This is a genomic window from Castellaniella sp. FW104-7C03 (assembly GCF_040276085.1).
In the GTDB taxonomy this organism is placed as follows: Bacteria; Pseudomonadota; Gammaproteobacteria; order Burkholderiales; family Burkholderiaceae_B; genus Castellaniella.
On the sequence record NZ_JBELOK010000010.1, the window covers coordinates 101,716 to 115,841 of the forward strand.

Consider the following 14,126-nt stretch of genomic DNA (forward strand, 5'->3'; position numbering starts at 1 on the left):
ATGATCGCTCCCAATCAATGGCTGGACGACTTTCAAAAAAATGTGTCCGACATGCTGGCCAAGACACCGGCGGCCGACATCGAGCGCAACATGAAAGCGCTGATGGCACAAACCTTTACACGTATGGATCTCATCACGCGCGAAGAATTCGACGTGCAAACGGATCTCCTTGCGCGTGCCCTTGATCGCGTGCAAGCACTCGAGTCCCGTGTGCAGGCACTTGAACAAGCGCAGACAGGCGCCGGGTTAGACAAAACTCAGTAAATCATTCTATAATCAACAGCTTTTCCATGTTTCAGTTATGGAAAACAAGCCCGTTCGTGCACGTTGCGCATGGCGGGTTTTCAGCAGATTGCGGATACCGGGTTGGACAAGTGCCTCGATGTGTCGGGCCACCTGAATTCGCAAAGTCAACAGAGTAATCGTCATGCCCAAAATGAAGAGCAAAAAAGGCGCGTCCAAGCGCTTTAAGGTGCGCGGCAGTGGTTCCATCAAGCGCGGCCAAGCTTTCAAACGTCATATCCTGACAAAGAAAACCACGAAAAATAAGCGTCAGCTGCGTGGTTCGGCTGCTGTCCATGAAACAAATATCGCCTCCGTAAAGGCGATGTTGCCTTTCGCCTGATCGGAGATACCTAATGCCTCGCGTCAAACGCGGCGTCACAGCTCGTGCACGCCATAAAAAAGTTCTTAAAGCCGCCAAAGGCTACCGCGGTCGCCGCGGTAATGTATTCCGGGTCGCCAAGCAGGCAGTCATGCGTGCAGGCCAATATGCCTACCGCGATCGCCGCAACAAAAAGCGCACGTTCCGTGCATTGTGGATTGCCCGTATCAATGCAGGTTGCCGAGAGCTCGGCGTTACCTACAGCGTGTTCATTGCCGGCCTGAAAAAAGCCTCCATCGAACTCGACCGCAAGGTGCTGGCCGATATGGCTGTCAACGACAAAGCTGGTTTTGCTGCCGTCGTGGCTCAGGCGAAATCCGCACTGGCCGCCTGATTAAAACAGTTTCGTTATCGATTCTGTCTCATCGCAAACGGAGCTCATTTGGGCTCCGTTTGTGTTTTGGAAGAAGCTATGGACACGACGCTCGACGAGTTGATTTCGCACGCGAGGGCGCGCTTTGCGCAAGCTGCAGACGCTGCGACACTCGAAAATGAAAAAGCTGCCTTTTTGGGCAAGCAAGGCTCTTTAACCGCATTGCTCAAGGGCCTTGCGGGTCTTCAGGGCGACGAAAAACGCAGTCGCGGCGCCGAGATCAATCAAGCCAAGCAGCAGGTAGAACAGCTGCTCAATGCGCGCCGGGCCGAGATCGCCCAGGCAGCGCTCAACCAGCGCCTGACGGCCGAAACCATCGATGTCACATTGCCTGGCAGAGGGCGCGGCACCGGGGGCATTCATCCGGTCATTCGTACCTGGCAGCGGGTCGAGCAGATTTTCCGTTCGATTGGTTTCGATGTGGCTGACGGCCCCGAAATCGAAAACGACTGGACCAATTTCACCTCGCTCAACAATCCTGAAAACCACCCTGCACGTTCGATGCAGGATACGTTTTACGTGGATATGCAAGACAATACGGGCTTGCCACTGGTGCTGCGTACGCACACCAGCCCGATGCAGGTACGCTACGCGCGGATGAACAAGCCGCCCATCAAGGTCATCGCACCGGGCCGCACCTATCGGGTTGACAACGATGCCACGCACTCGCCGATGTTTCATCAGGTTGAAGGTCTGTGGATCGCAGAGGACATTTCCTTTGCCGACCTCAAAGGCGTGTACACCAATTTTCTGCGTGCTTTCTTTGAAACCGACGACCTCACACTACGGTTTCGACCCTCATTTTTCCCGTTCACCGAGCCATCCGCCGAGATCGACATGATGTTTACCTCAGGCCCCAATCAAGGCCGGTGGCTTGAAATCTCCGGTTCCGGGCAGGTGCACCCACAAGTCGTGCGCAATTTCGGGCTGGATCCCGAACGCTATATCGGCTTCGCCTTTGGCTCCGGGCTCGAGCGCCTCACGATGCTGCGCTATGGCGTCAATGATCTTCGCCAGTTCTTCGAGGGCGATCTGCGCTTCCTGCGTCAATTCAATCTCTGATATCCCAGTCTCTGCACTGAGCGAAACGGAACCGAATCATGCAATTTCCAGAATCATGGCTGCGTAGCTGGGCCAATCCCGATATTGACAGCCAGACCTTGTCTCATCGCCTCACTATGGCAGGCCTTGAGGTAGAAGACGCTGAGCCTTATGCACCGGCATTTTCCGGTGTGGTAGTGGCAAAAATCGAATCCATCGAGCCGCACCCCAATGCCGACAAGCTGCGGGTTTGCCAGGTCAACGACGGTTCGGGCACCTTGCTGCAGATTGTTTGCGGGGCGCCCAATGCTGCAGCGGGTCTTACCGTGCCTTTGGCACAGGTAGGGGCGTGCTTGCCAGGGGGCATGACGATAGGCCCGGTCAAAATGCGCGGGCTCGAGTCGCACGGGATGCTGTGCTCGGCACGCGAGCTTGGCCTGTCGCAAGATCACGCGGGCTTGCTCGAGCTCTCAGACCAACTGAAAGCCGGTACTGATCTGCGCACGGCACTGGATCTCGACGATACGATCTTCACGATCAAACTGACACCCAACCGGGCCGATTGCCTGTCCATACAGGGCGTCGCACGCGAGGTTGCCGCGCTGACGGGGTGTGCGCTGCATCAGCCCGAGGTGCCTGTTGTGCCAGTAATGCTGCAAGACCGTCTTGCAGTAACCGTGCAAGCCCCTGATCTTTGCGGCCGTTTTGCGGGCCGTATCGTGCGCGGCGTTAATGCCCGGGCCGCTACTCCCGAGTGGATGAAGACCCGCCTTGAGCGTGCCGGCCAGCGCTCGGTGTCGGCGCTGGTGGACATCTCCAACTACGTGATGCTGGAGCTTGGACGGCCCACGCACGTGTTCGATCTGAGTGGCATCCAGGATGGGCTGACCGTGCGCTGGGCGCACGAGGGCGAGTCGCTGGAGCTCCTTAACGGCCAGACAGTTGCCTTGTCGCCGGATGTCGGTGTCATTGATGCAGGCCATGGCCCCGAAAGCCTGGCAGGCATTATGGGTGGGCAAGCCTCTGCCGTCACCTTGGACACCACAGATGTGTTCCTCGAGGGTGCCTTTTGGTGGCCCAAGGCCATCATGGGGCTTCCGCGTCGCTTCAAGCTTAGCTCTGAAGCAGCCCACCGCTTCGAGCGCGGGGTGGATTTTTCCACGATTCCTGCGCATCTGGACATCATGACACAGCTGATTCTGGATATCTGCGGGGGCCAGGCTGGACCGCTCGACGACCAGATCATCCAATTACCCAAGCGTGAGCCTGTTTCGCTCCGGCTGTCCCGGTGTGTCCGGGTATTGGGTGTGGCACTCGACAGCCGGCAAGTGGCCGATGTGTTTACCCGGCTGGGCTTTGAATTCACGCATACTGACGATGTCTTTCTGGTGACGCCACCTGCCGCACGCTTCGATCTGGAGATTGAAGAAGATCTGATCGAAGAAGTGGCACGCATTTACGGCTTCGACCGGATTCCCGATTTGCCACCTGTTGCCCCGGCCCGCATGCGGGTGGTGCCGGAAACCCTTTATGGCCCGCATGCCATGCGTGCGGCCATGGCAGGGCTGGATTTCCAGGAAGTGATCAACTTTTCTTTTGTGGAAGAAGCCTGGGAGCAAAACTATTGCGGCAATGGTCAACCCATTCGCCTGCTGAACCCCATCGCCAGCCAGTTGGCCGTGATGCGCTCCAGTTTGATCGGTGGTTTGTTGGCCAATATCGCGCACAACGCCAAGCATAAACAGAACCGTGTACGGGTGTTCGAGCTTGGCCGTGTGTTTGCGCGCGATGGCTCCGTGGCTGATGGCGATCTCGCGGTGGCTGGTGTATCCCAGCCCACCCGGCTGGCTGCTGCTGCGTGGGGGCCTGCCGTGCCCGAACAATGGGGCGTCCCAGATCGCGCGGTCGACTTTTTCGACCTCAAGCGCGATCTCGAATCCTTGCTGGGTGCCCGTGCAGGCAGTTTGCGCTGCGTGGCCGCCAGCCATCCTGCCCTGCACCCAGGCCGTAGCGCACAACTGCTGCTGGATGGGCAGGCCCTGGGCTGGCTGGGTGAGGTGCATCCGCGCTGGGCCCAGGCACTGGATCTGCCTCTTGCTCCGGTGGTGTTCGAGATTGACGCCGGCATCATTGCGCAGCGCGTGTTTCCCGCCCCTCAAAACCTGTCACGACAGCCTGTGGTGGTGCGCGATTTGGCTATCTGGGTAGAGGCTGATCAACCCTGGCAGTCTTTGCTTGATACACTTGAGCACCAGATTGCGTCGGATGCTGCCCTGTCGGTGGTTAAAGACATTAAACTGTTTGACATCTGGCGCGACACCTCTTCGGGCAAGCAGCGCAGCTTGGCCTTGCGTTTCTGGTTTCAAGGCCAGGATGCCACCCTCGAAGAAGCCCAGATCGAACATTGCATGCATAGCCTCACAGAGGCTCTGTCCCGCCAGCACGGGGCCCGTTTGCGTACATAGGAGACTTGTCGGTGAATACAGATCGGACACTCACAAAGGCCCATCTGGCCGAACTTCTGTTCGAGAAGGTTGGCTTGAACAAGCGTGAAGCCAAAGACGTTGTGGATACTTTCTTTGCCGAGATACGCGACGCTTTGGTTGATGGCGTTGAAGTCAAACTGTCCGGGTTTGGCAGCTTCCAGGTGCGCAATAAACCGCCGCGCCCGGGGCGTAATCCTAAAACAGGCGAAGTCATCCCGATTTCTGCCCGGCGTGTGGTTACTTTTCACGCCAGTCAGAAACTCAAAGACTGTGTTGAGTGTGCCGGAGAAGCCGCATGAGTGCTGCAACACCTGCAACCACATTGCCTCCCATTCCCGCCAAACGCTATTTCACGATTGGCGAGGTCAGCGAACTTTGCGGGGTCAAACCGCATATCCTGCGCTATTGGGAGCAAGAATTCGCGCAGCTGAAACCGGTCAAGCGTCGCGGTAATCGTCGTTATTACCAGCACCACGAAGTCCTGCTTGTGCGCCGGATTCGTGATTTGCTCTACGAGCAGGGGTTTACGATTGCCGGTGCCCGCAACCGTCTGGGCGAGGGCCCCGACATGCCGCATGATCAGGATGCCGCTGTACGCCTGACAGGTGCCGAGCTTCAAGCGCTTAGGGCAGATCTTTCAGCGATCCGCGATCGCCTTGGCGAGGCACTCCAAGGCAGGCATCGGCCTGATCAGGCCGAAGGCCTGCTTAATTTGTAGCAGGGCTTGCTTCCAGGTGCACTGTTTGCTGCACCTGGGTTTCGTCTGGCAGTGGTTTTAAGGCCGCCCACGTCAAAAATAGCAGCACGGCTACCGCCACAATCAATCCCAGGGTTCGCCAGGCGCGCGGCTGTTTAAAGTAGTTTCTTGAGACGTGCGTCCTTGCAACTTCCGGGGGTTGCGCATCGGCAGCACCCGTATCAGGCTCCGCTGAAGCTGCTTGTGGGGGGCAGGGCTCCATGCCCAGGCTGGCTTCCAGCTGCGCAAGCACAGACGGCGGTGGCTGCGAGGCAGGCAGCGCGTCAACGATATCCAGAAAATAGGTTTCCCACTTGAGTGCGCGGGCAGCTGCAGCGTCGTCGCGTGCCAATCGTGCCTGGATCTCTTGCGTGTGTGGGCCCATATCCAGGCCCAGTACATATCGCGCAATTTCGTGATCAGAGTATGAGCGATGCGATTTCATGCGTGAACCGCCTCGTCGATGTGGGTCAGGACGGTCTCGATGGAGGCGTCGATATCCGGCTCGGAGCGATCGAGTTGATCGGCGATGCGGGCGGCATTGCCACCGTGTAGATAAGCGTATAACAGGGCATCCAGCTGGGGAGCCGGTAAGCTGGCCAGCACATGGCGCACGGCGCCGGACGGGCGTTCCGGGTGTAAGGACAGGGTGGGCAAGGGCAGCTGTTCGACACTGGTGTTGCCCTGTGCGCGCAACTGGCGTTGATGGTCGAGTGCGCGGTAACGCAAGATACTGTAGATCCAGGCCCGTGCGGTGCCGATACCAGCGCTGTAGCCAGCGGCATTGTGCCAAATCAGTGTAAATGCCTCGAGCAGGACCGTATCGGCCAGCGCTTCATCTCCTAGCATAGCCAGGGCCAAAGCCCGCATGGCGCCGGCCTCTTGGTGGTACAACGCATGGAAAGCCGAACGATCGCCCTGGGCACACGCCAGAAGCTCACCCTCGTAGTCGAATACCGAAACAGTCATACAATCTCTCCGGCTTGGCCGGGTTTTCCTTGATGCGCTCTATTGTATGCGCTGCAACCCTGGCGGCCCATTGGGCGCCGCCACAACTTGTCACCTACATTTTCGGGACGTTTCATGCGTTTCTCTCATACCGGCCCTGCGCCTGCGCGGCGCGACGACTGGCAGACCCTCAAGAACCTCTGGCCGTATGTCTGGGCCTTCCGGGGCCGGGTCATCTTGGCGTTTTCCTGTTTGATCATTGCCAAGCTGGCCAATGTCACCACACCTATCTATCTTAAAGACTTGATTGATGGTCTTGGGGCTCCGGCCTCCGTATTGGCGGTGCCGGTCGCTGCCTTGGTGGGTTATGGCCTGGCACGTCTCATGACAGGTGTGTTTGGCGAGTTGCGCGACGCCTTGTTTGCGCGGGTGACTCAGGGGGCTATTCAGCAGGTAGCCAGCCAGCTGTTCCGGCATCTCTTGTCGCTTTCCTTGCGTTTTCACATGGGGCGTCGTACTGGCGGGCTGACTCGTGATATCGAGCGTGGCACCAAGGGAATTGGTTTTCTGCTGAACTTCACGGTCTTCAATATCCTGCCGACACTACTGGAGATTGCCATGGTGACGGGCGTGCTGCTCTGGCGCTACGACTGGGTGTTAGCCGCCCTGACGCTGGCCACCATTGCCGCCTATGTATTGTTTACCTTGCGTGTAACCGAGCGGCGCATGGTTTACCGGCGCACGATGAACACCCTGGACAGCCAGGCCAACGGCAAGGCCGTCGATGCGCTGCTGAACTATGAAACCGTCAAATATTTTGGCAACGAAGGCTACGAAAGCGGCCGCTACGACCACGATATGCGCAGTTGGGTGGATTCTGCCGTGCGCAACCAGGTGTCGCTTAATTTGTTGAACATGGGCCAGGGCTTGATCATTACCGTTGGCATGACGGCCTTGCTGTGGCAGTCGGCGCTGAGGGTGGTGCAGGGCAGCATGACCGTTGGCGATGTCGTGCTGGTGTCTGCGTACCTTACTCAACTGTATGCCCCGCTTAATTTCCTGGGCTTTGTTTATCGCGAGATCAAGCATGCGCTGGCGGATATGGAACGCATGTTCGAGCTCATGGCGCACCACCAGGAAGTCGCAGATCGTCCAGGCGCAAAGACATTGCAGACGCGCCAGGCAAGCGTCACCTTCGAATCGGTCGATTTTGGCTACCAGGCGGATCGGCAGATCTTGCATGGTGTGGATTTTGAGGTGCCGGCGGGCGGATCCCTGGCTGTTGTGGGTGCGTCCGGGGCGGGCAAATCAACGTTGTCCCGCTTGCTGTTCCGCTTCTATGATCCCACCGGAGGGGCCGTGCGCATCAACGGATACGATATCCGTGATTACACCCAGGACAGCTTGCGTGCACATATTGGCATTGTGCCCCAGGACACTGTGCTGTTTAACGACACCATCGGCTACAACATTGCCTATGGCCGTACTGGTGCCAGTCAGGATGAGGTGGTGGCTGCAGCACAGGCGGCGCACATCCATGATTTTGTTACCTCGTTGCCGCAAGGTTACGACACGCAGGTGGGCGAACGCGGCCTGAAACTCTCGGGGGGTGAAAAGCAGCGGGTGGCGATTGCCCGGGCCTTGCTGAAGTCGCCCCCCATTCTGGTGTTTGACGAGGCCACCAGTGCCCTGGACACCCGAACCGAGCGGGCCATCCAGGAACAACTGAACCGCATTGCCGAAGGCCGCACGACGATCATCATTGCTCACCGCTTGTCCACGATTGTCCATGCCGACCTGATTTTGGTGCTTGATGCGGGTCGGGTGATAGAGCAGGGTACGCATGCGCAATTGCTTGCGCAAAACGGCCGGTATGCCCGGATGTGGGCGTTGCAGCAATCCCGCACACAAGAGGGCACCTTATCGGCTGAAGCGTCTGGCATGCCAGCGCCTGCGGCGGCCGTGGATGGGCCCGATCGCAATTAGGGTTTGACCTAAACCGTACCAAAGTAGTACTATTTTATTTCCTGAATTCTTCCCTGGAACAGCCGATGCTGCGGATCAGCAAAATCGTCGATTACGGAATCCTTGTGCTGACGCATATGGCTCTCCAGCCGACGCATGTTTGCAGTGCAGCGGAGCTTGCTTCCGGCTTGGGCCTGGGGCAGCCGGTCGTCAGTAAAGTGCTCAAACTTTTGGCGCAACACCGTCTGGTTACCAGTACCCGTGGGGCGCATGGCGGTTATCGCCTCGAGCGCGATGCCGAGCAGATCTCGGTGGCAGAAATCATTGATGCGCTTGAGGATCAGCCGTTTGGCCTGACCGAGTGTACTGCAATGCCCGGCGCCTGCAGCGTCGAAAGTGGTTGCCATATTCGTACCCACTGGCAGCGGATCAATCTGATTGTGCGCCGCACCCTCGAATCCGTTACGTTGGCCGACATGCTCAGCGACACGTCGGCCGTGCCCGTATCCGTGGCACCGGTTGCATCTGTCGCAGCCCCTGCACGGCCCATCCCGAATACCCCGAACTGGAGTCTGTCCAAATGAGTACTGTCAACGACAAGCTCGATACCTTCCTTGATCGCGAGTATGACGCCGGCTTTGTCACCGAGATCGAATCCGAGACTTTTCCAAAAGGTCTGGATGAGGATGTGATCCGTCGCCTGTCAGCGGTAAAGCGTGAGCCCGAATTCATGCTGGAGTGGCGGCTGAAGGCCTATCGCGAGTGGCTGAAAATGCCTCGGCCAAACTGGGCCAAGGTTAATTTCCCGCAGCCCGACTTCCAGGACATCAGTTATTTCTCGGCGCCAAAATCCAAAAAAGACGGGCCCAAGAGCCTGGATGAGGTGGATCCCGAGTTGCTCAAAACCTACGAGAAATTGGGCGTACCGCTGCATGAGCGCGCCAAGCTGGCTGGCGTGGCTGTAGACGCGGTGTTTGATTCCGTCTCTGTGGCCACGACATTTCGCAAGCAGCTGGCCGATGTCGGGATTATTTTCTGTTCCTTTTCCGAAGCGGTGCGCTCGCACCCCGATCTGGTGCAGAAATACATGGGCTCTGTGGTTCCGCCGGGTGATAATTTTTATGCGGCACTCAACTCGGCCGTGTTTTCGGATGGCTCGTTTGTCTATATTCCCAAGGGTGTCAAATGCCCCATGGAGCTGTCCACGTACTTCCGCATCAACAACGCCGATACCGGCCAGTTTGAACGTACGCTGATTATCGCCGACGAAGGTGCGATCGTCAGTTATCTCGAAGGCTGTACTGCCCCAATGCGCGATGAAAACCAGCTGCACGCGGCTGTGGTCGAGCTTGTCGCACTCGAAGACGCACGCATCAAGTACTCAACCGTGCAAAACTGGTATCCGGGCGACGAGAACGGTGTGGGCGGCATCTACAACTTTGTCACCAAACGGGGTGATTGCCGGGGCGCGCGGTCGCGTATTTCCTGGACTCAGGTAGAAACCGGTTCTGCGATTACCTGGAAATATCCCAGCGTGATCCTGCGGGGTGATGACTCCACCGGCGAGTTTTACTCTGTCGCTTTGTCCAATCACTACCAGCAGGCCGACACGGGCACCAAAATGGTGCACATGGGGCGCAATACCCGCAGCACCATCATCTCCAAGGGGATTTCGGCCGGACACGGAAGCAATACCTTCCGCGGTCTGGTGCGCATGACGCCCAAAGCCGAAAACGCGCGTAATTACACGCAGTGTGATTCGCTGCTGATTGGCAAGGAATGCGCAGCGCATACGTTTCCCACCATCGAGGTACAAAACCCCAGCGCCAGTGTCGAACACGAAGCAACCGCCTCGCGCATTGCAGAAGACCAGTTGTTTTATGCCATGCAACGCGGCCTTTCAGCCGAAGATGCGGTATCAATGATTGTTAACGGCTTCTGCAAAGAAGTTTTCAAAGAATTGCCCATGGAATTCGCAGTCGAAGCACAAAACCTGCTTGGCGTGAGTCTGGAAGGCAGCGTCGGTTAAGGAGTCCACTCATGCTGAAAATCAACGATTTGCACGCCTCTATCGAGGACAAAGAAATTCTGCGCGGCCTCAGCCTGGAGATCAATCCAGGAGAAGTGCATGCGATCATGGGGCCCAACGGGGCAGGCAAAAGCACGCTGTCGCAGGTGCTGACAGGGCGCGACGACTACAAAGTAACCAGTGGCACCGTACAGTTTGAGGGTCAGGACCTGCTTGAGCTGCCGGTAGAAGAACGCGCCCGTGCCGGGATTTTCCTGGCGTTCCAGTACCCGATAGAGATCCCGGGTGTCTCCAATGCCTATTTTTTGCGTGCTGCGGTCAATGCGGCGCACCGTCATCGTGGCTTGCCAGAACTCGACGCCATGGATTTCGTCAAGCGTGCCAAGGCCGAGATGAAGCAGGTGGGGATGCGCGACGAGTTCCTCTATCGCTCGGTAAACGAAGGGTTTTCGGGTGGCGAGAAAAAGCGCAATGAAGTGCTGCAGATGGCCTTGCTCGAGCCCAAGCTGGCTATTCTCGACGAAACGGATTCCGGTCTTGATATCGACGCCCTGAAAACGGTGGCAGATGGCGTCAATCGTCTGCGTTCCCCCGAGCGCGCCATGATCGTCATCACGCACTATCAGCGCTTGCTGGATTACATCGTGCCCGATTTCGTCCACGTGCTTGCCCATGGCAAGATCGTGCGCTCGGGCGGCCGCGAGCTTGCCCTTGAGCTCGAAGCGAAAGGTTATGGCTGGATTGAAGGGGTTAACGAGACCCCCACTAAACGGCCGCTCAAGGCAGCAGACGACGGCAAGAAGATCGGTGTAAAACCAGGGGCACGGTCATGAGCACAGACCTGCAGCCGTGGGCCGATACGTTCGGCCGGCGCGCGGGTCAGTTGCCCGGCGCGCAGATCCCCTGGCTGGCAGCGTTGCGTCAGCAATCGCTTGATCGTTTTCTCGCAGAGGGCTGGCCGACACCCAAAATCGAGGCATGGCGTCATACCTCTCTGTCACCATTGGCTGCTGCCAGCTTTACAGATGGCAGTGCCCAACCCGTTGATCAGCAGATTGCCGCATTGAAGGCCGGTGATGCCGGCCATTGGCTGGTGTTTGTGGATGGCGTATTTAATGCGCAAGCCTCTGATATTGGCGATTTGCCCGCTGGTGCGGTGGTACTGCCTTTGTCCCAGGCCTGGGCTGTACATGCCGAGGCTATCCAGCAGGCTTATGGTCAGGCTGAAGACGGCCACAGTACCAGCGCCCTGAACCTTGCGCTGGCCGGTGATGGTGCGTTCATCCAGCTGGGTCGCGGCGTTGCCCTCGAGACCCCCATCCATATTGTCTGTGTGGCGGCATCGCCACAGGCGGCACATTTCTTGCGTCATTTGGTTCATGCACAGGCAGGCGCACAAGCCACCGTCGTAGAACACTATATTGGCGCACCCGATGCCAGCAATTTCCATCATGCCAGCACGCGCCTGACACTGGATCAGGATGCCAGGATCACCCATCTCAAGCTGCAGCAAGAATCTGAAAAAGCCTGGCATCTGGGCGAGATCGATGCCTGGCAGTCTCGTGGTTCTTATTTTGCCTCGCACTCGGTGTCTCTGGGAGCCCGTCTGGCGCGTCATGATATCGCCACACACTTTACCGACGAGCGCTGTGAAACCCTGTTCAATGGCCTGTATTACGTCAATCAGCGCCGCCACGTCGATCATCACACCCTGATCGGCCATGAGCGGCCGCGTTGTGTCAGCCACGAAACCTACCGGGGGATCCTGGCAGATACATCTCACGGGGTATTTAGTGGCCGCATTTTGGTGGCGCCGGGTGCTGATGGTACCGATGCCATCCAGCGTAACGACAGTTTGTTGCTGTCACGCCTGGCCAAGTCGGATTCCAGGCCAGAGCTTGAAATCTACGCCGATGACGTCAAGTGTGCCCATGGTGCCACAGTGGGGCAGATCGACGCGGACAGCCTGTTTTACTTGCGCTCGCGAGGTCTGGATGAAGCACATGCGCGCGATATCCTTACCTATGCGTTTGCTGCGGCCAGCGTGGCGCGCATCGAAGCGCAGCCTCTGCGACAGCGGGTCGAGCAAGCCATACGCAGGCTGTTGCCTGGCGGTCAGATGCTGGAGGCAGCATGAACGCACCCCTGAACTCATCTGTCACGCAGCGCCTTGCTTCGGCGGATGGCACCGACTTGAGCCTCGTGCTGGATGGTCGTGTCCTGGCGGAGGATTTTCCAATCCTGGCGCAAGCCGTGCGTAAACGTCGTTTGGCTTATCTGGATAATGGCGCCACCACGCAAAAGCCACAGGTAGTGATTGATGCCTTGAGCCAGTTTTATACCCACTCCAATGCCAATATTCACCGGGGTGTGCATTGGCTCTCGCAGCATTCAACCGATCTTTACGAGCAGGCACGCACGCAAGTGCAGCGCTTGCTGAATGCTCCCGATAGCCAGGACATCATTTATGTGCGCGGCACCACAGAGGCCATCAATCTGGTGGCTCAAACGTGGGGTCAGTCGATCCAGGCAGGGGATGAGATCCTGGTCACCGGGATGGAGCATCACTCCAATATTGTCCCGTGGCAACTGCTCTGTGCCAGAACCGGCGCCACTTTGCGCCATGCCCGCATTACCGATACGGGCGAACTGGACATCGCGGATTTCAAGGCGCAGCTCAACAGCCGCACCCGGTTGGTGGGGATTGCCCACGTATCCAATGCCTTGGGAACCATCAATCCGGTCGCCGATCTTGTGCGTCTGGCGCACGAGGCCGGTGCACTGGCTTTGGTGGATGGTGCACAGGCGGTGGCCCATGGCTCGGTGGATGTACAGGCGCTGGATTGTGATTTCTATGCCTTCTCGGGCCACAAGATTTATGGTCCTACCGGTATTGGCGCCTTGTATGTCCGGGCATCGATTTTAAAAGATCTGCCGCCTTGGCAAGGGGGTGGAGACATGATCCGCACTGTCAGCTTTGAGGGCAGTACCTGGGCAACCGGCCCCCAACGCTTCGAGGCGGGTACGCCCCATATTGCCGGAGCCGTCGGCCTGGGTGCAGCCATCCAGTACGTGATGGATACTGGTCTGGACACCATTGCAGCACATGAATCCGCCTTGTTGGCGCGAGCCACCGAGGCCATGCAGGAGATCGAAGGGGTGCGCCTGATCGGTACGGCCGCACACAAAGCAGGGATTTTGTCGTTCCTGGTGGATGGCATTCATCCGCACGATCTTGGCACCATTCTGGATACGGATGGTGTTGCCATCCGGGCGGGTCACCATTGTGCCATGCCGCTCATGTCGCATTTCGGGATCCCGGGGACGGCGCGTGCGTCTTTTGCGCTATATAACAATTTGCAGGACGTCGACGCCCTTGTGGCCGGCGTTCGCAAGGCTCAGAAACTGTTTGGGGTGTAATTGCATGAGAGATAACGACGACGGCCTGCGCGATCTCTACCAGGAAGTCATCTTCGACCACAATCGCAATCCGCGCAATTTCCATGCGCTGGAGGGTGCCTCTCACCAGGCGGACGGTCATAACCCTTTGTGTGGTGACCAGCTCACCGTCTATGCGCGACTGGATGGCGATGTCGTACAAGAGGTCAGTTTCATCGGCCACGGCTGTGCCATCTCCACGGCATCCGCGTCGCTGATGACCGAGGCGGTGCGGGGCATGCGGGTGGATGAGGTTGAAGTGCTTTTCAAAAACATCCACGCCATGCTTACAGAGGCACATCCTGACGCCGATTTGGGCAAGCTTGAAGTCTTGTCCGGGGTGCGTGAGTTTCCGTCCCGGGTCAAGTGCGCCACCCTGGCATGGCATACCCTGCATAACGCCATTATGCAGGCACAGGCTACGGCAATAACCGAATAACGCGATG

General features: G+C 58.0%; 16 protein-coding genes. 14 read left to right on the plus strand and 2 right to left on the minus strand.

Annotated elements, in window-relative coordinates:
* The 7 genes from ABS758_RS12635 to ABS758_RS12665 all read left to right on the plus strand — a co-directional run bounded on the left by ABS758_RS12635 (position 1) and on the right by ABS758_RS12665 (position 5,282).
* Positions 1 to 264: an accessory factor UbiK family protein gene (locus tag ABS758_RS12635; RefSeq protein WP_350383168.1), complete on the plus strand. Its 264-nt coding sequence runs from the start codon at positions 1 to 3 to the stop codon at positions 262 to 264.
* A 163-nt stretch (positions 265 to 427) separates the two neighbouring features.
* Positions 428 to 625: a 50S ribosomal protein L35 gene (rpmI, locus tag ABS758_RS12640; RefSeq protein ID WP_298015901.1), complete on the plus strand. Its 198-nt coding sequence runs from the start codon at positions 428 to 430 to the stop codon at positions 623 to 625.
* Between the two features lie 13 nt (positions 626 to 638).
* Positions 639 to 998: a 50S ribosomal protein L20 gene (rplT, locus tag ABS758_RS12645; RefSeq protein ID WP_350383166.1), complete on the plus strand. Its 360-nt coding sequence runs from the start codon at positions 639 to 641 to the stop codon at positions 996 to 998.
* A 78-nt stretch (positions 999 to 1,076) separates the two neighbouring features.
* The gene (pheS, locus tag ABS758_RS12650; RefSeq protein ID WP_350383165.1) at positions 1,077 to 2,099 is read left to right on the plus strand and encodes a phenylalanine--tRNA ligase subunit alpha; all 1,023 of its coding nucleotides are present in this window, start codon (positions 1,077 to 1,079) and stop codon (positions 2,097 to 2,099) included.
* 38 nt (positions 2,100 to 2,137) lie between these two features.
* Positions 2,138 to 4,543, plus strand: a complete 2,406-nt coding sequence (pheT, locus tag ABS758_RS12655; RefSeq protein ID WP_350383164.1) for a phenylalanine--tRNA ligase subunit beta — start codon at positions 2,138 to 2,140, stop codon at positions 4,541 to 4,543.
* An 11-nt stretch (positions 4,544 to 4,554) separates the two neighbouring features.
* Positions 4,555 to 4,863, plus strand: a complete 309-nt coding sequence (locus ABS758_RS12660) for an integration host factor subunit alpha (RefSeq protein WP_350383161.1) — start codon at positions 4,555 to 4,557, stop codon at positions 4,861 to 4,863.
* The gene (locus ABS758_RS12665; RefSeq protein WP_350383160.1) at positions 4,860 to 5,282 is read left to right on the plus strand and encodes a MerR family transcriptional regulator; all 423 of its coding nucleotides are present in this window, start codon (positions 4,860 to 4,862) and stop codon (positions 5,280 to 5,282) included. Before ABS758_RS12660 ends, ABS758_RS12665 begins: the two co-directional genes overlap by 4 nt.
* Here the strand turns inward: ABS758_RS12665 and ABS758_RS12670 are convergent.
* Together ABS758_RS12670 and ABS758_RS12675 are read right to left on the minus strand one after the other, a co-directional pair.
* Entirely contained in the window at positions 5,272 to 5,745 is a 474-nt protein-coding gene (locus ABS758_RS12670) for a hypothetical protein (RefSeq protein WP_350383158.1), read from the minus strand. The two genes, ABS758_RS12665 and ABS758_RS12670, sit on opposite strands and share 11 nt — an antisense overlap.
* Positions 5,742 to 6,269 (minus strand): sigma factor, encoded by a 528-nt coding sequence (locus ABS758_RS12675; protein WP_350383156.1) that lies wholly within the window; start codon positions 6,267 to 6,269, stop codon positions 5,742 to 5,744. Before ABS758_RS12675 ends, ABS758_RS12670 begins: the two co-directional genes overlap by 4 nt.
* Positions 6,270 to 6,383: 114 nt before the next feature.
* Here ABS758_RS12675 and ABS758_RS12680 point away from each other — a divergent pair, with 114 nt between their 5' ends.
* The 7 genes from ABS758_RS12680 to sufU all read left to right on the plus strand — a co-directional run bounded on the left by ABS758_RS12680 (position 6,384) and on the right by sufU (position 14,119).
* Complete coding sequence (locus tag ABS758_RS12680) at positions 6,384 to 8,234, plus strand: ABCB family ABC transporter ATP-binding protein/permease (protein ID WP_350383154.1); 1,851 nt, start codon at positions 6,384 to 6,386, stop codon at positions 8,232 to 8,234.
* 65 nt (positions 8,235 to 8,299) lie between these two features.
* Positions 8,300 to 8,797, plus strand: coding sequence for an SUF system Fe-S cluster assembly regulator (locus ABS758_RS12685; protein ID WP_350383152.1), 498 nt, complete (start codon positions 8,300 to 8,302; stop codon positions 8,795 to 8,797).
* Positions 8,794 to 10,242, plus strand: a complete 1,449-nt coding sequence (gene sufB, locus ABS758_RS12690) for a Fe-S cluster assembly protein SufB (RefSeq protein WP_350383150.1) — start codon at positions 8,794 to 8,796, stop codon at positions 10,240 to 10,242. The genes ABS758_RS12685 and sufB overlap by 4 nt, the downstream gene beginning before the upstream one ends.
* A gap of 11 nt (positions 10,243 to 10,253) precedes the next feature.
* Entirely contained in the window at positions 10,254 to 11,075 is an 822-nt protein-coding gene (gene sufC / locus ABS758_RS12695) for a Fe-S cluster assembly ATPase SufC (protein ID WP_350383148.1), read from the plus strand.
* Positions 11,072 to 12,379: a Fe-S cluster assembly protein SufD gene (sufD, locus tag ABS758_RS12700; protein ID WP_350383147.1), complete on the plus strand. Its 1,308-nt coding sequence runs from the start codon at positions 11,072 to 11,074 to the stop codon at positions 12,377 to 12,379. The genes sufC and sufD overlap by 4 nt, the downstream gene beginning before the upstream one ends.
* Positions 12,376 to 13,662 (plus strand): cysteine desulfurase, encoded by a 1,287-nt coding sequence (locus ABS758_RS12705; protein WP_350383145.1) that lies wholly within the window; start codon positions 12,376 to 12,378, stop codon positions 13,660 to 13,662. The genes sufD and ABS758_RS12705 overlap by 4 nt, the downstream gene beginning before the upstream one ends.
* A 4-nt stretch (positions 13,663 to 13,666) precedes the next feature.
* A complete protein-coding gene (sufU, locus tag ABS758_RS12710) occupies positions 13,667 to 14,119 on the plus strand; it encodes a Fe-S cluster assembly sulfur transfer protein SufU (protein WP_350383144.1) in 453 nt (150 codons plus the stop codon).
* The last annotated feature ends 7 nt before the right edge of the window (positions 14,120 to 14,126 follow it).